The 20,692-nt window shown below is 40.2% G+C and carries 15 protein-coding genes; 10 read left to right on the forward strand and 5 right to left on the reverse strand.

The window, feature by feature from the left end:
• Positions 1 to 227 precede the first annotated feature (227 nt).
• Entirely contained in the window at positions 228 to 2,135 is a 1,908-nt protein-coding gene (gene dnaK, locus H6G69_RS04050) for a molecular chaperone DnaK (protein ID WP_190681932.1), read from the forward strand.
• Positions 2,136 to 2,316: 181 nt separating this feature from the next.
• Here dnaK and H6G69_RS04055 read toward each other — a convergent pair whose 3' ends face one another.
• Positions 2,317 to 3,063, reverse strand: a complete 747-nt coding sequence (locus H6G69_RS04055; protein ID WP_190681935.1) for a Uma2 family endonuclease — start codon at positions 3,061 to 3,063, stop codon at positions 2,317 to 2,319.
• Positions 3,064 to 3,246: 183 nt separating this feature from the next.
• On the opposite strand from H6G69_RS04055, the gene uvrA reads away from it, so the two are divergent.
• The 7 genes from uvrA (at position 3,247) to H6G69_RS04090 (ending at position 12,237) form a co-directional block, all read left to right on the forward strand.
• The gene (gene uvrA / locus H6G69_RS04060) at positions 3,247 to 6,132 is read left to right on the forward strand and encodes an excinuclease ABC subunit UvrA (RefSeq protein ID WP_190681938.1); all 2,886 of its coding nucleotides are present in this window, start codon (positions 3,247 to 3,249) and stop codon (positions 6,130 to 6,132) included.
• Between the two features lie 234 nt (positions 6,133 to 6,366).
• Positions 6,367 to 6,675 carry a hypothetical protein gene (locus tag H6G69_RS04065; protein ID WP_190682058.1) on the forward strand — a complete coding sequence of 103 codons (309 nt, stop codon included), beginning with the start codon at positions 6,367 to 6,369 and terminating at the stop codon, positions 6,673 to 6,675.
• A gap of 532 nt (positions 6,676 to 7,207) precedes the next feature.
• Entirely contained in the window at positions 7,208 to 8,011 is an 804-nt protein-coding gene (locus H6G69_RS04070; RefSeq protein WP_190681941.1) for a WecB/TagA/CpsF family glycosyltransferase, read from the forward strand.
• 127 nt (positions 8,012 to 8,138) lie between these two features.
• Complete coding sequence (locus tag H6G69_RS04075) at positions 8,139 to 9,374, forward strand: glycosyltransferase family 4 protein (protein ID WP_190681944.1); 1,236 nt, start codon at positions 8,139 to 8,141, stop codon at positions 9,372 to 9,374.
• A gap of 46 nt (positions 9,375 to 9,420) precedes the next feature.
• Entirely contained in the window at positions 9,421 to 10,611 is a 1,191-nt protein-coding gene (locus tag H6G69_RS04080) for a glycosyltransferase family 4 protein (RefSeq protein ID WP_190681947.1), read from the forward strand.
• 291 nt (positions 10,612 to 10,902) lie between these two features.
• Entirely contained in the window at positions 10,903 to 11,739 is an 837-nt protein-coding gene (gene fdhD / locus H6G69_RS04085; RefSeq protein ID WP_190681951.1) for a formate dehydrogenase accessory sulfurtransferase FdhD, read from the forward strand.
• Between the two features lie 96 nt (positions 11,740 to 11,835).
• A complete protein-coding gene (locus tag H6G69_RS04090) occupies positions 11,836 to 12,237 on the forward strand; it encodes a VOC family protein (protein ID WP_190681954.1) in 402 nt (133 codons plus the stop codon).
• Here H6G69_RS04090 and H6G69_RS04095 read toward each other — a convergent pair.
• The 4 genes from H6G69_RS04095 to H6G69_RS04110 form a co-directional block, all read right to left on the reverse strand.
• A complete protein-coding gene (locus tag H6G69_RS04095) occupies positions 12,231 to 16,475 on the reverse strand; it encodes a PAS domain S-box protein (RefSeq protein WP_190681957.1) in 4,245 nt (1,414 codons plus the stop codon). The genes H6G69_RS04090 and H6G69_RS04095 overlap by 7 nt on opposite strands.
• Positions 16,476 to 16,780: 305 nt before the next feature.
• The gene (gene bioF / locus H6G69_RS04100; RefSeq protein ID WP_190681960.1) at positions 16,781 to 17,947 is read right to left on the reverse strand and encodes an 8-amino-7-oxononanoate synthase; all 1,167 of its coding nucleotides are present in this window, start codon (positions 17,945 to 17,947) and stop codon (positions 16,781 to 16,783) included.
• Between the two features lie 365 nt (positions 17,948 to 18,312).
• On the reverse strand, positions 18,313 to 18,705 hold the full coding sequence (locus H6G69_RS04105) for an MAPEG family protein (protein WP_190681963.1): 393 nt from the start codon (positions 18,703 to 18,705) through the stop codon (positions 18,313 to 18,315).
• A gap of 55 nt (positions 18,706 to 18,760) precedes the next feature.
• Positions 18,761 to 19,480 (reverse strand): class I SAM-dependent methyltransferase, encoded by a 720-nt coding sequence (locus tag H6G69_RS04110; RefSeq protein WP_190682055.1) that lies wholly within the window; start codon positions 19,478 to 19,480, stop codon positions 18,761 to 18,763.
• Positions 19,481 to 19,604: 124 nt separating this feature from the next.
• Here H6G69_RS04110 and H6G69_RS04115 point away from each other — a divergent pair, with 124 nt between their 5' ends.
• Positions 19,605 to 19,790 (forward strand): hypothetical protein, encoded by a 186-nt coding sequence (locus H6G69_RS04115; protein ID WP_190681966.1) that lies wholly within the window; start codon positions 19,605 to 19,607, stop codon positions 19,788 to 19,790.
• Between the two features lie 219 nt (positions 19,791 to 20,009).
• Entirely contained in the window at positions 20,010 to 20,636 is a 627-nt protein-coding gene (locus H6G69_RS04120) for a GNAT family N-acetyltransferase (protein WP_190681969.1), read from the forward strand.
• Positions 20,637 to 20,692 lie beyond the last annotated feature (56 nt).

Consider the following 20,692-nt stretch of genomic DNA (forward strand, 5'->3'; position numbering starts at 1 on the left):
AAAACTTTAAAATTAACCGTCCCAGATCAGGTTCGGGAAACCACCCTTCATGGACTGGCTATACAAGCTCAGTATATATATCAGCAGAAATTGGGGCTATAACCCCAACAAAACCGAGCTAAAGGTCATTGATGCTGAAGTAACTGCTTTCATAAATCAGTTGGTTCAAGATTTAGTCCTTATATTCCCATTCATTCATTTGTAGTTATACGGAGCCAGCACATAAAATGGCAAAAGTAGTTGGAATTGACTTAGGTACAACTAACTCCTGCGTCGCAGTGATGGAAGGTGGTAAACCCACGGTTATTGCTAACGCAGAAGGTTTTCGGACAACACCATCTGTCGTAGCGTTTGCGAAAAATGGTGACACCTTGGTAGGGCAAATTGCCAAGCGCCAAGCAGTAATGAACCCCGAAAACACTTTTTATTCTGTTAAGCGGTTTATTGGTCGCCGCTTCGACGAAGTTACTAACGAAGCTACAGAAGTTTCTTATAAAGTATTAAGCAGTGGCGGTAACGTTAAGCTAGATTCTCCTGGCGCAGGTAAGCAGTTCGCCCCAGAAGAAATCTCGGCGAAAGTTCTGCGTAAACTCGTTGAAGACGCAAGCAAATATCTCGGTGAAACTGTTACTCAAGCTGTAATTACTGTTCCTGCTTACTTCAACGACTCTCAACGTCAAGCTACCAAAGACGCTGGTAAAATCGCTGGTATTGAAGTATTGCGGATTATTAACGAACCTACCGCCGCTTCTTTGGCTTACGGCTTTGATAAGAAGAGCAACGAAACTATCCTGGTATTTGACTTGGGTGGTGGTACATTCGACGTATCTGTACTGGAAGTAGGCGACGGCGTATTTGAAGTATTAGCAACTTCTGGTGATACCCACCTTGGTGGTGACGACTTCGACAAAAAAATCGTTGATTTCTTAGCAGAACAGTTTAAGAAAGACGAAGGTATTGATCTGCGCAAAGATAGACAAGCACTGCAACGTTTAACAGAAGCTGCGGAAAAAGCCAAAATTGAACTTTCCAGTGTGACCCAAGCGGAAATTAACTTACCATTTATCACCGCTACCCAGGATGGGCCGAAGCACCTGGATATGACGCTGACTCGCGCGAAGTTTGAAGAACTTTGCTCTGACTTAATTGACCGTTGCCGTATTCCTGTTGAGAATGCGCTCCGCGATGCTAAGTTAAGCAAAAATGATATCGATGAGGTGGTACTAGTTGGTGGTTCTACTCGTATTCCTGCCGTTCAAGAGTTGGTAAAACGAGCATTGGGTAGAGATCCTAACCAAAGCGTTAACCCTGATGAAGTGGTAGCGGTTGGTGCAGCAATTCAAGCAGGCGTACTGAACAATGAAGTTTCTGGTATCTTGCTATTAGACGTAACACCTCTATCCTTGGGTGTAGAAACCTTGGGCGGTGTCATGACTAAGATTATTCCTCGCAACACCACAATTCCCACCAAGAAATCAGAGGTATTCTCTACTGCTGTAGATGGTCAAACCAACGTAGAAATTCACGTCCTCCAAGGTGAACGGGAATTTGCTAACGACAACAAGAGTTTGGGAACCTTCCGCCTTGATGGTATTCCTCCTGCACCACGCGGTGTACCCCAAATTGAAGTTGTGTTCGACATTGACGCTAACGGTATCCTCAACGTTACTGCTAAGGACAAAGGTACTGGTAAGGAACAGTCCATCAGCATTACTGGTGCTTCTACCTTAGATAAGAATGATGTTGACCGGATGGTACGTGAAGCAGAACAAAATGCTTCATCTGACAAAGAACGTCGTGAGAAAATTGAGCGGAAGAACCAAGCTGATTCTTTGGCATACCAAGCTGAGAAGCAACTGCAAGAATTAGGTGATAAAGTTCCTGCGGCTGACAAGACCAAAGTTGAAGGTTTGGTGAAAGACTTACGGGAAGCTGTCGCTAAGGAAGACGACGCACAAATCACCAAGCTCATGCCAGAATTGCAACAAGCTCTATTCGCAGTTGGTAGCAACATCTATCAACAAGCTGGCGGTGGTGCTGCGCCTGGTGCTGAACCTCAAGATGGCGGCGGCACTTCTACTTCTTCTGGTGGCGGTGATGATGTAATTGATGCAGATTTCACTGAAAGCAAGTAATTCCTCCAATGATGTAGGGAAAGTGAGACATTCCCTACTCAATATTTCCCATCCACGCATTCGTCTGGGTGGGGATTTTTTTATGGGGTGATTTGGTAATAAAGAATTAGAGATGTTGCATTGCAACGTTTCTACTGTATTGGTTTATATTCCTTATCAGATATTTCAACGATGAATACAATTATGGTTGAGTGAGACGTTGCACTTCTTCTACCGACAAACTCAAAGCCTGTGCCACTTGTTCTACACTCAAGCCCATTTGTAATAATTGGGGTACGGCGTTGCGTCTTGCCTGTTCTGCTTGTTCAGCCCGTTGGTGTTCTTGTTCGGCACGTTGGTGTTCTTTTTCTAAGCGTTGGGAAATTTCTGAATAGCTTAAAAAATGCTCTCCATCGGGGCGATAAAGTTGTAAACCTTCTGGAGATGGTACAAAGCGAATTTTTAACCGGGGACTCACCCAGTCTTCCATCTGGGGTATGACATCTAATCCATCTTCACTACGTAACCAACCTTGTAAGTTATTGCTGTCAGGATCGTAAATGTAATACTCTTCGACACCATAACGGTCATAGAAAAGTAATTTTTTGTCCATTTCAACTTTAGTGTTGCTGGGTGAAAGGATTTCAAATACTACCTGCGGAGGAATCCCGCCTTCTTTCCATTGCAGGTAAGATAATCTATCTCCTTTGGGTCTACCAAGAACGACCATGACATCAGGCGCATTGAAAATTTTATTACGTCCTTCAACGGGATACCAAAACAAGTCTCCAGCAACAAATACGTTAGGATCATCTGCAAATAGCCAATCGATATTTTGCTTGATTTCGACAATCCATCGAAACTGTATGGTGTTATTTGCCACTGGTTGTCCGTCACTATCTGGGTAGATAACTTCTGGTTGGGTCTGCGGTTGGATTTGCGTTACCATAGCTTCGCCCTCAGCAGGATGTTTAATTGTGATGCTTTTAAATTAGCAGACACGGGAGGATGTCTGTAGTAGTAATATGGGCAATCACTACTTAAAATAGTACTATTGTTCTGGTATTAGGTGAGTAAAAATAGTATTATTAAGAACTGTTTCATACTGCCTCCCACTTATCAGCTTGCCAATATGTCAGATAACAAGTTAGCCGCCGCATCCCTTCTCAATGGACATCTTCCCCAAATTAACCAGAATAGTCAAAATACCATTAGGATTCGGGGTGCGAGGCAGCATAATCTGAAGAATATTGACTTGGAATTGCCGCGCGATCGCCTGATAGTATTTACTGGTGTATCAGGTTCGGGTAAATCTTCGCTGGCGTTTGATACGATTTTTGCTGAGGGTCAACGGCGTTATGTGGAATCTCTCAGTGCTTACGCTAGACAATTTTTAGGACAGTTAAATAAGCCGGATGTGGAAGCCATTGAAGGTTTAAGTCCGGCGATATCTATTGACCAAAAATCAACTTCCCATAACCCCCGTTCGACTGTGGGGACAGTAACGGAAATTTACGACTATTTGCGGCTGTTGTTTGGTCGGGCTGGTGAACCCCATTGTCCCATATGCGATCGCTGTATTGCACCCCAAACGATCGATGAGATGGTAGACCGCATTATGGACTTACCAGAACGCACTAAGTTTCAAATTCTTGCCCCTGTGGTGCGGGGTAAAAAAGGCACACACCGCAAGCTGTTATCTAGTTTGGCTTCCCAAGGATTTGTGCGGGTACGGGTTGATGGTGAGGTGCGGGAACTGTCAGACTCGATTGAGTTAGATAAAAATATTACACATACTATTGAAGTTGTCATTGACCGTTTGGTGAAAAAAGACGGTATTCAAGAGCGTTTGGTTGATTCTTTGTCTACGTGTTTAAAGCAGTCAGAAGGTATTGCAACTATCCTTTTCAGTCCGGCTACTGAGAACCCAGAAGCCAAAGAAGAAGAATTGGTATTTTCGGAAAACTTCGCTTGTCCTGAACATGGTGCGGTGATGGAAGAGTTATCGCCACGGTTATTTTCGTTTAACTCTCCTTATGGTGCTTGTCCTAATTGTCACGGTATTGGGACTTTAAGAAGATTTTCGGCGGAGTTAGTTATACCTGACCCTGAAGCACCAGTATACGCTGCGATCGCACCTTGGTCAGAAAAGGAAAATTCTTATTATTTGGAACTGCTCTATAGTTTGGGTCAAGCGTATGGTTTTGAATTACAAACTAATTGGAGTAAGTTGTCAGCAGAACAAAAGCAAATTATTTTAAATGGTGAAGAAAATAACAAAGAAAATGCGAAAACTCAATTTAAAGGTGTTCTGCCCATATTACAACGGCAATACGAAGGTGGTTCAGAGTTAGTTAAACAAAAATTAGAACAATATTTAATCGACCAACCTTGTGAAGTTTGCGGTGGAAAACGTTTGAAACCGGAAGCCTTAGCAGTGAAGTTGGGGCAATATGGAATTTTAGATTTAACAGGAGTATCGATTAGAGATTGTCGGGAGCGCGTTGAACAGTTAAAATTAAGCGATCGGCAAATGCAAATTGCAGATTTAGTATTACGAGAAATCAAAGCTAGATTGCAATTTTTATTAGATGTTGGCTTAGATTATCTCACCCTCGACCGTCCCGCCATGACTCTCTCTGGTGGGGAAGCGCAACGCATTCGCCTCGCCACACAAATCGGTTCTGGCTTAACAGGAGTTCTCTACGTTTTAGACGAACCAAGTATTGGTTTGCATCAACGAGATAACGGTAGATTGCTCAAAACCTTAATTAAATTACGCGATTTAGGTAATACCTTAATTGTAGTTGAGCATGATGAAGAAACCATCCGCGCGGCTGACTATTTAGTTGATATTGGCCCCGGCGCTGGTATTCACGGCGGACATATTATTGCCCAAGGTGATTTACCAGCATTATTAACAGCAGAAAAATCCTTAACAGGCGCATATTTATCTGGTAGAAAAGTCATACAAACACCAGCAGAACGCCGCGAAGGTAATGGACGCAGTTTAATTATTAAAAATGCCCATCGCAACAATTTAAGAAACATCGATGTGGAAATTCCCCTCGGTAAACTTGTGGCTGTAACTGGCGTTTCTGGTTCGGGTAAATCAACTTTAATTAACGAATTACTTTACCCATCTCTACAACATCACCTCACCAAAAAAGTACCTTTACCGAAAGAATTAGAAAAAATTCAAGGCTTAAATGCAGTTGATAAAGCCATTGTCATCGACCAATCTCCCATCGGACGCACACCCCGTTCTAACCCAGCAACTTACACAGGGGTTTTTGATGTAATTCGGGATGTATTTTCGCAAACTGTCGAAGCCAAAGCCAGAGGTTATAAACCCGGACAATTTTCTTTTAATGTTAAAGGTGGACGTTGCGAAGCTTGCAGTGGACAAGGTGTCAACGTCATTGAAATGAATTTTTTACCTGATGTATATGTACAGTGCGAAGTTTGTAAAGGTGCAAGATACAACCGCGATACTTTGCAGGTAAAGTACAAAGATAAGTCTATTTCTGATGTTCTCAATATGACTGTTGAGGAAAGTTTAGACTTTTTCCAAAACATCCCCAAAGCAGTTACAAGGTTACAAACATTAGTTGATGTTGGCTTAGGTTACGTACAACTAGGACAACCCGCAACAACTTTATCTGGTGGTGAAGCACAGCGCGTGAAATTAGCCACAGAATTATCTCGTCGCGCCACTGGTAAGACACTGTATTTAATTGATGAACCCACAACGGGATTATCTTTTTATGATGTCCATAAATTATTGGATGTGTTGCAAAGATTAGTAGATAAAGGTAATTCAATTTTAGTAATTGAACACAATTTAGATGTCATTCGTTGCGCTGACTGGGTGATAGACTTGGGGCCAGACGGCGGCGACAAAGGCGGTGAAGTCATCGCTTTTGGAACGCCGGAAGATGTAGCGAAGAATTCTAAGTCTTATACTGGGCAATATTTACAACAAGTTTTGCGACAGTATCCAGCGATGAAAAAATAGTTTCGTAGATATAGCAGTTTCGATGTTCGTTAAATACTGTAGAGACGTCATGTAACGTCTCTACATGGTTTTGGTTTCACTCAAAATATGCTGTATGTAGGAATCATACTTGATTTATGAAAAAAATCAGTACAGCTTTTGTTCCCTGTTCCTTATCTTCAAGTGGATTGCTATAGTGTTTTCGTAATATTCAGATAGTTAGGTAGACAATCAACGAAGGTAGAGATTATAATAGTGAGTACTTACTATTGTATTCCATTAAAAATCGGTAAAAACTTAGCTATGCGCCTAAAAAGATGGGAATCTCCCCGCCGAGAAGGGAGAAACGACAAAGGTAAAGGTGGTTCCGCTAGAAGGCGGCAACTTAAGAAACAAAGACAAATGCTACGGCAAAGGCTAAAAGAAAACAACACTAAAGACAACCAAAATAATAACAATCAACCAAAGAGGGAAGAGCAAAATTCTTCCCTCTTTTTGTTTGGAAATACCAAATCTGTCTCAGAGATTTTTACATTATGTTTATTATGCAGTCAAGAAAAATAAAATTTAGAATATTTTCTGCGGAAATACCAATTTCAAAAGTCAGATTTATCAAATATTTAGACAGTTAAGAAATACCTAACCTTTGCAATTTTTTTATAGTAATTTCTAATAACAAAAAGCACTTGCTATCTACTTTCTAGCAATTAACCTCAAAAAATATGTTTGTTTGAGTGGGTACTGTAAAGCTTGAATTTTTGCTAAATTTACCATCTGAATTTGTAAATCCAGTCAAGAAAACCTTAAATATAATGTAAATGTGAATCAAACTCAAAATATTATGAAGTAATGATAAAGTTTGCAATAATTTTTTTTATAAAGATTGTTAAGCTAGTAATCTAATGGTCAGGTTTTATGATTTTTGTAATTTATTGATGCCAGTAATAAATGAATTTTGTAACTATAAATACAAAACCAAAGATGCTAAAAAGTGCAAGTAAAATTTCGGGAATTAATCTAAATTGTTTGATTTTAAAGATTAAGAGTGTCTGAGAGAATCTGTCGCTGCTAATCTTTGTGATACCAGGAGTGAGCTATGGTGGGGAAAGTGTTTCTGCCTACTCAGAGAGTACTTGATTTTCCAATTACAGCTTTACGCTTTGAGGAGCAGATACAAACAATACTAAAATGGGCGATCGCTAAACAAAGTAAAACAGTATGTGTAGCAAATGTACATATGCTCATGGAAGCTCACTGGAATCCAGAATTTGCCAACATACTCCGAAAATCAGACTTAGTGACCCCTGATGGGATGCCTTTGGTTTGGATGATGCGCCACATGGGAGCGCGTTACCAAGACCGTGTAGCAGGAATGGATATCTTTCTGGATGTTTGTAAGCACGCCGAAACCAACAATATCAGTATTTTCTTTGTCGGCTCCCAAAAAGAAATTCTTGCCAAAATGCGCACAAAATTAGAGCAAGAATATCCAAACTTAAAAATAGCAGGTATGGAACCCTTACCATTCCGCCCGATTAAAGAAATTGAAGACCATGCCTTAATTGAGAAAATCAACTCTAGTGGTGCTGGTGTTGTTTGGGTATCTTTAGGATGTCCCAAGCAAGAAAAATGGATGATTCAGCGTAAAGGCCAAATTCAAGCAGTGATGGTTGGAATTGGCGGAGTTTTCCCGGTTTATGCGGGAATTCATAAGCGCGCACCTCGCCTAGTACGTGACTTAGGCTTAGAATGGCTCTACCGTTGGATACAAGAACCGCGTCGGCTTTGTCGCCGTTATGCAACCACAATTCCCGTTTTTATTTGCTTGGCAACCAGACAGTTGTTTTTATCTAACTCCCATCATGTGCCAAGGGTATTTGTTAACACGACTGTAGATTAAAAAATCATCTATTTACGCAAATTTAACTATTTATTAAGGGCAGTGCGATAATTTAGCTTAATATTTTGCTGGAAAAACTTTTACTTATATACATTTTCTATCTTCAAAAACTATTAAGTTAAATTGTATGAAAATTCTGATTTCTGCATACGCCTGTGAACCACACCAAGGTTCGGAACCAGGAGTAGGCTGGAATGTTGTGCAAGAAGTTAGCAAATATCATCACGTATGGGTGTTAACATCTAAATGTCATCGCCTAGCGATTGAAACTGAATTAGCACGTAACCCCCAACCCCAGGTTAACTTCATTTATTTAGATCCTTTTGATTTCCAAATTGATTGGAATCAATCAGGAAAAAAAACTCAAAATTGGGTATATATTCATTATTATTTTTGGCAAATTAAAGCTTATTTTGTCAGTTTACCGCTACATCAAAAAATTCGCTTTGATATTTTACATCACGTCACTTATGTTAAATATACTAGCCCCTGTTTTCTTTGTTTTTTACCTATTCCATTTATCTGGGGGCCAGTTGGAGGAGGAGAATTAATTCCGGCAAATTTTTGCTCTAAATTAAGCTTATCTGCCCAAATTTATGAATTTATTCGGAATTTAGCTCGTTCAATTGGCGAGTACGATCCTTTTGTACGATTAACGGCAAACAAGAGTATTTTAGCTTTAGCTACAACAGAAGATACTGCCGCTAGATTACGTCAAATAGGGGCCAAAAATGTGCAAGTATATTCTCAATTAGGTATATCGCCACAAGCATTAATTAAACTTGGGGATTGTATCAACCGCAATTCATCTCCTATTCGATTCTTGAGTGTAGGTAGACTAATACATTGGAAAGGCTTTAACTTAGGATTAGCCGCTTTTGCACAAGCTAATTTACCTAATTCTGAATATTGGATTATTGGTGAAGGTTGTGAACAAGAAAATCTCGCACATCTTACTCAACAACTAGGCATTGGCACACAAGTAAAATTTTGCGGTAATTTATCTCATAGCGAAACTTTAAATCAAATCACTAACTGTCATATCCTAATTCATCCTAGTTTGCATGATTCTGGCGGCTTAGTCTGTTTAGAAGCGATGGCGGCTGGACTACCAGTAATTTGTTTGAATTTAGGAGGCCCAGCAGTACAAGTTACAGAAGAGACAGGCTTTAAAATTACTGCAAATACTCCGGAAGAAGTAATACAAAATATGGCTCAAGCAATGATACTTTTAGCTAGGGATGCTGATTTGCGATTACAGATGGGTCAAGCTGGGCAAAAAAGAGTGAGAGATTGTTTTAATTGGGAGCTTAAAGGTTCATTTCTCGCGCAATGTTATGAGAATATCTACACTCACCAATAATTATTTTTTCGGTGTTTTTTTGCTGAGTTAGTTTAGAGAAATAAGCATGAAACTGTTAATTTTACATAATCGCTACCAACTAGCTGGTGGTGAAGATAAGGTAATGGAAGCAGAAAAAAACCTTTTAGAAGCCAATGGTCATGATGTTCTGCTGTTAGAAGAAAATAATTTGAGAATAGCAAATCTTTGGCAGAAATTTGTTGTCTCTGGAGAAGCAATATACTCTGTTGCAGCCAAGAGACGTGTTCAAACAGAAATTTATAGATTTCGTCCTGACATTGTTCACGTACACAACTTTTTCCCGCTGCTTTCTCCATCTGTATATGATGCTTGTTATATTGCTGGCGTTCCGGTTGTTCAAACGCTGCATAACTATCGTCTTGGTTGTCCTAAAGCAATGCCATTTCGAGATAGTAAAATTTGTGAAGATTGCATTGGTAAGTTAATTCCATTTCCGAGTGTTGTGCATGGTTGCTATCGTCATTCTCGAATACAAAGCCTCGTTGTCGCATCGATGACTACTTTGCATAAATTTCGGGGTACTTGGCATCAAAGGGTAGATGCTTATATTGCTTTGACTCAATTTCAAAAAGACAAAATGATTCAGGCTGGACTACCAGCAGCCAAAATTTATGTTAAGCCAAATTTTGTTGATAGTAATTCTAATTTAGAAATAAATCATCAACGCCAAAAATATTTATTATTTGTTGGCAGGTTATCAGAAGAAAAAGGGATGATTACTCTGATTAATTGCTATATTCACAACCAATTATCTATACCTTTAAAGGTGGTTGGTGATGGGCCGTTGCGTCAAGAATTACAACAGCAGGTAATACAAGCAGGCTATGAAAACTTGATTGAGTTTTTAGGATACCAAGATAAATTAGTGGTCAACCAATTAATGATTGATGCCCAACTTTTAATTTTTCCGTCAATTTGGTATGAAGGATTTCCTGTAACAATCATTGAAGCTTTTGCTGCCAGTTTACCTGTAGTAGTGCCTAAATTAGGAAGTATGGCGGAAATAGTAGAAGATAAGGTGAATGGTTTACATTATGCAGCAGGCAAATATCAAGATTTAGCTGAGAAGATTAATTTAGCAATTAACCAGCCGGAGTTATTAGCCGCTATGGGCAGAAATGCTCGTTTGGCTTATGAAAAAAAATATAGTCCGGCTGTAAATTATCAAGAATTAATGGCTATCTATCAACGAGTAATTGCAGCGAAAAATTCGTAATTTAATCAAAGACATTAGCTATAGCAATCCTAAATGAGCCGTGAAAAACATAGATATGGAAACGTAGACGCGTAAGCGGCTTGCCGCAGGCTACCGCCAAGAACGCCTTCGCGCAGCGTCTCGTAGAGAAGGACGCAAAGGTAAGAAAGAAGAAAAAGATATAGAAATTTTACAAATGATTTAGGACTGCTATATTTTTAATATTTTATAGCTTTAGAGTCCAGAAAATATCTTAAAATTATCTTTATTTAAAAGAATGCGATCGCTAATAATAAACAAATTCAATAAATCATGGAAATCCATACTAAAAGTAAGAGGAAAGCTCAAGTTTGGGTGGTAGAAAATGGGAAAAAACGACTTCGACAAGACCATATTACGACTGAAGAACCTTTAGAAATTCGCTTGGTTTCCCCCCGACGAACTGTAGCTGTAACAATGCGGACACCAGGAACAGATTTTGCATTAGTGGCTGGTTTTTTGTTCAGTGAAGGTGTAATTACCTGTCAAGGCGATATCCAACGAATGAGTTACTGCACAGATGAATCTGTGGATGGTGAACAGCGTTACAACATTATTAATGTGGAACTCAAACCCGGGTTAAATCCAGATTTACAACCTTTAGAACGTCATTTTTATACGAATAGTGCTTGCGGAGTTTGCGGTAAAGCTAATATCGAAGCCTTACGTCTGCGGGGTTGTGCGGTGATTAATTCAGAATTAATTGTTAATCCTGAAATTATCTATAGTCTACCGGATAAACTGCGATCGGCTCAAGGCATTTTCAGTATGACTGGAGGTTTGCACGCAGCAGCAGTGTTTGATGTTAATGGTAATTTGTTAAATGTGCAAGAAGATATCGGCAGACACAATGCTTTAGATAAATTAATTGGCAGTGCTTTATTAAGTGATGAGTTACCTTTGAATCATCATATTATTATGGTTAGTGGTCGTTCTAGTTTTGAGATATTGCAAAAATCTCTAGTGGCGCAAGTTCCAATTGTTTGTTCTGTTTCTGCACCTAGTAGTTTGGCAGTATCTATCGCTCAAGAGTTTGGCATCACTTTAATTGGATTTTTGCGAGGGGAACGCTTCAATATTTATACTGGAAGAGAAAGGATAAATATTTAACTAAAAATTGAAGTTTTATAGCAGAAATTAGGAGGAAAATTCTGACTATTGCTAGCATTCAAGCTGGAAAATGTGAAAACTCATACCAACAATTTCATGTCTTTTCAATACACAGAAGTCTTCATCACGATCGCATCATTTAATGTAAATACTTTAGTAGATTTCTATACTCAATTATTTGGGGAAAATCCGACTACTTTGCAGCCTGATATTTATGCAGAGTTTCGCTTTTCAGGTTTGCGCTTGGGGATTTTTAAACCAAAAACAACTCATAGGCAGGAATTTGCTAACTCCAGTAATAGTAAAATCAGTTTTTGTCTAGAAGTGAAAAATTTAGCCGCAGCGATCGCTCATCTGACAAACTTAGGTTATCCTCCACCGGGTGAAATCTCACTTGCCGCTCACGGAAGAGAAATTTATGCCTACGATCCTGATGGTAATAGGTTGATTCTCTATGAAGCGAAGAGATTCGATAGTGAAACCTACAAAAATTATTGACGAAGCAACTTAGCGATTGCCACAGCTAAATCGCCTGGGTCTACTGGTTTTGGGATATGCTTTTGAAAACCTGCGGCCATTGCTTGTTTGTAGTCGATTTCGCCAGCATAGGCAGTTAAAGCAATTGCCGGGGTTTGTCCGCCTTTGCTGGCGGGTAATTGTCTGATTTGGCGCAGCAACATATAGCCGTCCATATTTGGCATCCCGATGTCGCTTAATAAAATATCTGGCTGTAATTCCACTAATTTTTCTAAGGCTGCGGCGGCGGATGTCACGGCTGTAACTTCTGCCCCATACTGTTCAAGGGCAAAGGTAAAAAACTCTAACACGTCAGCTTGATCATCCACCAGCAAAATTTGCACTCCGGCGAGTAAAGAATCTTGATTTGCTAAATCCATCTGTGCAGATTCAGGATTTAAAGTTGCTGAGTCGGCACTTCTATGCAGTGGGAGGCGGACTGTAAATGTTGCGCCTTGCCCCTCACCTTGACTTTCGGCGGCAACTGTGCCGCCATGCAATTCTACTAAATGGCGTACTATTGCCAATCCCAATCCCAATCCCCCAAATACTCTGGTGGTTCTGCCATCAGCTTGGCGGAAGTATTCAAAGACGTAGGGCAGAAATTCTGGGGTGATGCCTTTGCCGTTATCAATTACTTGAATTTGGGCAGCAACGCCAACTTGCTCTAAACGAATTTCTACCCTACCCCCCACTGGGGTAAATTTGACTGCATTAGAAACCAGATTCCAAACGATTTGTTGCAAGCGATCGCCATCACCCATAACTTCGAGATGATGATTAGGCAGTACAGTTTGCAATTGAATTGACTTAGCTTCTGCGGCTAGGCGCACTGTTTCGATGGCGGCTGAAATTGTCGTTCTTAAATCAACAATGCGAATATGCAGACTCAGCTTACCGCGTAAAATCCGCGACACATCTAATAAGTCTTCAATGAGTTGGGCTTGTAACTTGGCGTTGCGTTCAATGGTTTCCAAGGCGCGAATTACCGTAGCTTCATCGTTTTTCCGGGTACGGAGTAATTTGGCCCAGCCCAAAATCGGATTTAGTGGTGTTCTGAGTTCGTGGGACAGCACCGCCAGAAATTCATCTTTGATGCGGTTGGCAGTTTCCGCTTCCGAACGTGCATGGCGTTCAGCTTCGTAGAGTTGAGCGCGAGCAATGGCTTGAGCGCATTGCTGCCCCAAAGTCAACATAAATCCTTGGTCTTCTTCAGCAAAAACTTGGGCTGTGGCAAAGCTTAACCCTAATGCCCCGATGACGTGTTTTTCGACAATCAAAGGAATACACACAAAAGCACGGTTGCCTGTTTGTGATACCCAATTAATTAAGTCAGGATAATTGGCAGCTAAGGCTGCTGGACTGTCGATAAAAATAGGCTTTCCTGTTCTGACAGTTTGTGCTAAAGGTACAGCAGCTGTTACCGGAAAGCTTGCCCAAACATCCAGCATTGTTTGTGGGTAGCCAGTTGCTTGGACAATTTTCACCACAGTTCCTTGTTCTGCCACCAAGCAAACCGAACCTGCACTCGCTCCCAAGGCCACAATTCCTTGATTCACTACCACATCAGCTACTTGTTGCGGTGTGACAGCTTCGGAAAGGGCGGCGGTGATTTTTTGTAACCTTACAGTCCGGTTAGCTGCCAATTCTGCGGCTTGCTTTGCCTGTTGAGTTTTTTGATAAAGTCTAGCGTTATCAATGGTTGTGGCGGCTCGGCGCGCTAAATCTTCAGCTAATGCTAAGTCTGGTGGTTCATAGGGACGGCTAGATTCATCTCTAACAAAGGAAATTACGCCAAAAAGTTGTCCACGGGAATATAAAGGAATCACCATTAAAGAACGCATCTCCAGACTTTGGAGTAACTGCAAATAGCCTTCTTCCTGAGCTATGTCTGTAAGTTGTGCATTAGTAATTGTCGGATAAAATACTGACTGCCCTTGGAGCAATCTGTCTCGAAAATTATGGTTTTGTTCGTTTTGCGGTGGGTAACGTCTTTGAATTTGGTGAAGAATTTCTTGTTTGACTGGATTAGCAGCAATTGTGGCAATCTGCTCAATGGTGTAATCTTCTTTGACAATATGCACAACACACCAATCAGCTAAATTCGGCACTGCCAAATGAGCCACATTTGCCAGGGTGACTTCATAATCTAGGGATGCAGCCAGTAAGGCACTGGCTTCGACTAAAAACTTTTGGGCGAGTTCTGCTTGTTTGCGATCGCTAATATCTTCGACAATACCAACAGCATACTTTGGCTGGCCGTTGGCATCCCAGACCACAGAAGAAGTGAGATTGACCCAAATAGTTACCCCATCTTGGCGAATGTAGCGTTTTTCTAAGGTGTAACCACTAATTTCTTTAGCTAATACTCTTTGAGCTTGTGCTAAATCCTCTGCTAAATCATCAGGGTGAGTAATTGCTTGGAAATTTAACTGCATTAATTCTGCGGCACTGTAGCCTGTGATGTCGCACAGTGCTGGGTTTACTTGGATAAATTGGCCGCCCAAAGTAACTAAAGCAATGCCTACTGCTGCTTGGTTGAACATAGCGCGGAATCTAGCTTCACTTTCGCGCAGGGCAATTTCTGTTAATTTTGTGGCCGTGACATCCGATAAAATGATGCCAATGCCCACAGTTTCATCTAAAGCATTGCGGACTGGATAGTAGTTACCTAACCAATAACCATAGGTGTCTGCTTTTCCTAGGGCGGCATTGCTAATTTCCACGTTCAGCAGAGGTTCTCCGGTTTCTAAAACTTGCTGGAACTGGGCGGCAAACTGATCTGCTATCCCCGGAAAGACTTCGCTAAATTTGCGTTCTAGATGGGCTTCGATAGGTAAACCGTTAATGTCGGCTAAAACTTGATTAATTCTTAAATAGCGCAGTTCTCTATCTAAAAAGCAAACAGCCACAGGCGCGCCTGCTAATAAAGCATCTAATAACGATAGAGATTCGGCATATTTAATTAAAGATTGATGATTATCTCGATAAAGCTGGGCATTTTCGACTGCTAAGGCTGCTCGATAGGCGACATCAGTAGCTAATGCTAAATCAGATTCATCGTAAGAACGATGGGGAGTGGCGATCGCAAACATGATACAGCCTAAAACGCGCTTGTGGGCAATTAACGGCACAATCATTGCCGATTGCAAACCTACCTGTCGCACCGTCTCTAAATGTTCTGCATTCTGCGTTGTCGCCACTAACACCGACTCAGGAATTTCGGGAATTAATTCTGGTTTTCCGGTTTGCAATACTCTAGCGATGGGATGTGTGCCTTGGGGATCTGGGACATATTGGCGCAGTTTTTGAACTAACTCTGCTTTTTTGGGATCTGCATGAGCGATCGCAATTCGACAAATCGAATTATCTTCTGTGAAAACATCTACAGTACACCAGTCGGCTAGCTGTGGCACAGAAATTTTGGCAATTTGCTGCAAAGTTTCCTCATAATCTAAGGAAGTAGCCAATAAACTACTAATTTCGGCAATATATTGCAGTTGCTGTTCTGCTTGCTTACGCTCGGTAATGTTGACCCCTACACAAGTTACACCGCCATCTAAGCCTTTTAAGGGTTCCACTAGCAAATCATAATAAATAACATCTCCGCGCAGATTTACACAAACCTCTTCACGCGTGGAAACTCCCTGGTCGATAGCTCTTTGCTTAATCGCAACTAGTTGCTGTGCTACTGCATTCGGAAAAATTTCATCATCCGATTTGCCTAACACTGATTCAGTATTGTTGATGCCTTGAAGATTATGCACCCAGCGATAGCGTAAATCTCGATCCTGTTGAAAAACGACAATATCTGAATTGCTGAGGGCGATACGAAATCTTTCTTCGCTGACTTTGAGCTTTTGAAAATTGATTTCCGCTTTGCGTTTAGCGTGCTTTAAGGCTTCACATAAAATACTAATCACTAAACCTTGTACAGCAAATAACAATATCTTGACAGCATTAGATAAATTTAAATTTAATTCGTAATATTGCGAAAGAAAAAAGTAATCACTCAATACTACAGATAAAAAGGTTGCTAATAGACCAGCTTTTAAACCGCCATACCAAGCACTTACCATCACCGCCCCAAAAAATAGCAGAAATGGTGATGTTTTCACGCCTATCAAAGGGTCAAGCAATAGCATGATTACTAGTGCTGTAGCGACGATTAAAACTACAAACGCATAGCGTAGTAAGTGTTGGTAAGCAATATATGGCATGAAAAATTAGCAAACAGGCAATACTTAAGGCAAGGGCTATACATACCTTAAGTTAGTTTGCAAATTTTCGGAACTTATCTTGAGATAGATCCTGATATTGCTCCAAGAAATATCTTTTGCTAGTGGTAAAAATTTTGTGATTATTGTATATATTTTAATTATTTTATAATATTGTGATTTTTTATTAAAAACCCTGTTTTAATTAAAAAAATCGAACTTTATTTGAGTATAAAAATAATTTAAAAATCAAAATTTACCCTGTTAAATCATCCCAAAAGCAAAAAAATAATTGGTGGCAATTAGAATTATTTTGTATTTTTTAGTACAGATATTAGTTTATCTATATGTTCGATTTGATGAGTAGCCATAATAGAAATTCTGATTCGACTTGTAGGCACTGTTGGCGGACGAATTGCTGGAGCAAAAATGCCTGATTCTTTGAGTTTTTTGCCAACTTGTAGTGCCTCTGCGGGACTAGGTAATTGAAAGCAAATAATGGGTGATTCGCTAGGCAGCAATGTTAGGTGAGGTAATTGCTCTTGTATTAAGTTTTTCACATAATCGACATTACGCCACAATTGAATTCGCCTTTGGGGTTCTTGTTGCACAATTTGAATTGCGGTTAATGCGGCGGCTGTATCCGCAGGTGAAAGAGCGGTGGTGTAAATCCAAGTCGGGGCGCGATTGCGTAAAAAATCAATCAGGTTGGTGCTGCCTGCTACGTAACCGCCTAAACTACCTAAAGCTTTACTTAAAGTCCCAATTTGAATTAATGGCTGGCCTGTACAGCCAAAATATTCTACACACCCAGCACCAGTTTTGCCGATGACTCCAGTGGCATGGGCTTCATCAACTAACAGCATACAGTCAAATTCTTCAGCTAATGCCAACAATGATGGTAATGGGCATAAATCACCATCCATACTAAAGACACTATCAGTAATAATTAAACAGCGACGGTAGTTTTGACGATGTTGCTGCAATTGAGTTTGGATGGCAAGCACATCACAATGGGGATATTCGATGACGGTTGCGCCACTGAGAATTGCACCATTTTTTAAACTGGAATGATTGTATTGGTCTGATAAAATTAAATCGCGTTTGCCCACAGTAGCCGCGATCGCACCTAAGTTTGCTAGATATCCTGAACTAAAGACAATCGCATCTTCTGTTTGTTTAAGAGATGCGATCGCTATCTCTAATTCTCTGTGTAATTGCCGATGCCCACTGAGTAATCGAGAACCAGTGCTACCAGTACCAAATTCAGCAACCGCCGCGATCGCTGCCTTGACTAAGCGCTCATCCCCAGCTAATCCTAGATAATCATTACTGGCAAAGTTAATCACTTCTTGCCCCGATAACACCACCGTTGCCCCTGGGCGATCGCTTAATACTTGTACAGAACGATACCAGTCTGCTCGATGAATGGTTGTTAATGATTGTTCTATCCAAGCATAGGGGTCTTTGGGCATAATTTTTTAGACTAAATAATGCGAAGCAAGAATGGTATAATTTCTCACTTCTTACTTTTACTACAGTGCTTCTGGTGGGGCAACATCTGAACCAACACTAATTCCAGTATGACTAGATTTGATTCCTGGTTTGACATTCATTAATTGAATGTAATATAGGGTACTAATGTTTACTAGCTACTCGCAGCTAAAGTATAATTATAATTAGGAAATTTAGATTTTTTTCAGTAGATAAAGTGTAGTATTGCAACAAGTAGTTAGCAAATACAAATAGTGTTTTTACTGTAAATAAAAGTATTTTTTTTACTAAAATGCTCAAGCGATCGCTTGTGTTGTGGCATCAGAGGCGATCGCTTGAGTGTAGTTTAGACTTTGACTATAGATAGAATAATGCCAACTAGCGAACCCAAAATTAGCACAGTACCACTGAGGGAACTAATTCCAAAGCCAATCATCCGTTTTTCAGCAGCTTGGTAGTATCCCCAAGCATAGACAATGCGTCCTACAAGCCAGATAGCACCAATAATTGCCCCCCATACAGAGCTAACGTAAAAAGAGAACAACCATAAAGCAGGTAAAAACAAAATCATTTGCTCTAAGGTATTTTGCTGAACACGCAGTACACGTTCAAAGTTTTCATCTCCTGTCATCTGAGGAGGCGATACTTTATACTTACCTCGCGCGCGGCCAACATTAATAGTAATGACTAAGTAAAGCACCAATGCCAAAATCGTTATCAGACTAGTCCAGGGCGACATATACAAATCCTCGCTTACCAAAAAAGTATAATTCTTTGGTTTGGTAAGTGGGCGTTTAAAATCGCACTTTGTACAAGTCGAATAATTCTCCTGATTGCTGGGCAACAATTTTAGCACCTGTGGCTTTTACAGTTGTTTCCCACTCACCGATAGATTCTAAAAATACTTCAGCACCTAAATAAGTTTCTAGCACTGCCCAATCTTCTGCTAAAGGTTGTTGGGAATTAAGGACATCAAAGACAAAGTGTCCACCGGGTTTTAATACTCGCTTGACTTGTTGCAAGACAGCACTCCAGTATTCCAGGGGATAGTAACAGCTAAATCCAGTAGCGATCGCTAAATCAAACTGAGATGAGGGATAATTTAACTCATGGGCTGGGCCTAACTCAACACCTTTAAATAACTTAGAATTTAACTGCGAACCACGAGAATTCAATGTATCTCGGGCGAAGTTACTCACTTCTTGTCCATAAAACAATGCTTGCCAATCTCGCCAAGGATAAATTAAAAAGCTGACACCGCAACCAATATCTAAACACTGCTGGTTTTTTTGTGGTTGAGCAATTTCCCAAAAAGGAGAAACGATTCTGCCGGATAATATGCCTGCAAGCCACTCTTGATATATTGGCATTGCTTGGAGTTCGGCGGGTACTTCAAAATTTTGTCTTTGATACTCTCGGTTAAAGCGGTATGATACTTGCGCTACCCTTTCATGCCATTGATCTGCGTGATGAGCATTGCTTGGATGAGTTGTTTGAGAAGGCTTTTTAGACATTAAGTCAACACTACTTTTGATTACTTCTGAGTTTGATACTAGTTCATTATTTCCGCAGGCTGCATATCCTGTGGCAATGTGGATATTAGGAAACACACAATAATTTACATTTGAGGCACTACTAATGACTCGCTCAAAAATAGTTGCTATTGTTACAGGCGCAATTTCGATCCTCTTGGCTGTGGCTTATTTAATTCTTGTCCAAATCCTTGATTACAGAGATATGAAACCCGCACCTGTTAGCCAAATTCCATCAGCATCAGTGGTAATGGCTGATTCAAGATTGAGCTTAACTCAGGTTAATCAGTAATCAGATGAAAAAATATACAATCACTTTAATGGCAAGGGTGTAGGGTGTAGGGTGTAGGGGTGTATGTATCCAAAACCCATTAACCCCACACCCGACACCCATTAACCCAACTTCCACAGACAATCTTTGTGCGTAAGTCCTATATATGAGTTCTATAGTTAGAAATAGTTGTTTAATTTAATATTTTTGACTTTTACCTTTTTACTTTTAACTTAAATTATGACTAACTTTGATGAAAGCGATGCAGTTTATGTACGCGAATTAGGCATTGATGATATCGCTCCTGTTTATCATTTGGGAGAAGAATTATTCACCAGTGATTTATATCCCTATTTATATCGAACTTGGGATGAATGGGAAGTAATTGGACTTTACAACACAGACCCAGAATATTGTTTAGTTGCGGAAACGAATGGAGAACTAGCAGGATTTATTTTAGGAACAATAATTACCAAAGCATCCTGGACTTATGGTTATATTTTGTGGCTAGGTGTTAATCCTAAATTTCAACGCCAAGGTGTGGCTGATAAATTAGTTGATAAAGTTGTGGCTCGCATGATTGAAGATGGTGCAAGGTTTATGTTAGTAGATACTGACCCGACAAATGTGCCAGCAGTTAAATTTTTTAATCGCAAAGGTTTTGGTAATATTCGCCAGCATATTTTCTTGTCGATGAATTTAAGTAAACACCCATATTATGGCAGATTAATAGATTATGAACATCAAAAAGCAGAAAGGGCAGGTTATAGGCGATCGCGTCCCGCAATTCGCGCCCGAAAAGTCGAAGGGATTGTCAATGAAGTAGTATTAAATCCGTTAGTTAGTGAACCACAAAATGAAGTATGAAGTATGAAGTGTGAAGTGTGAAGGATGAAGTATGAAGTATGAAGTGTGAAGTGTGA

Origin of the sequence: Nostoc sp. FACHB-110 (assembly GCF_014697425.1) — a bacterium.
Classification (GTDB): Bacteria; Cyanobacteriota; Cyanobacteriia; order Cyanobacteriales; family Nostocaceae; genus Nostoc_B.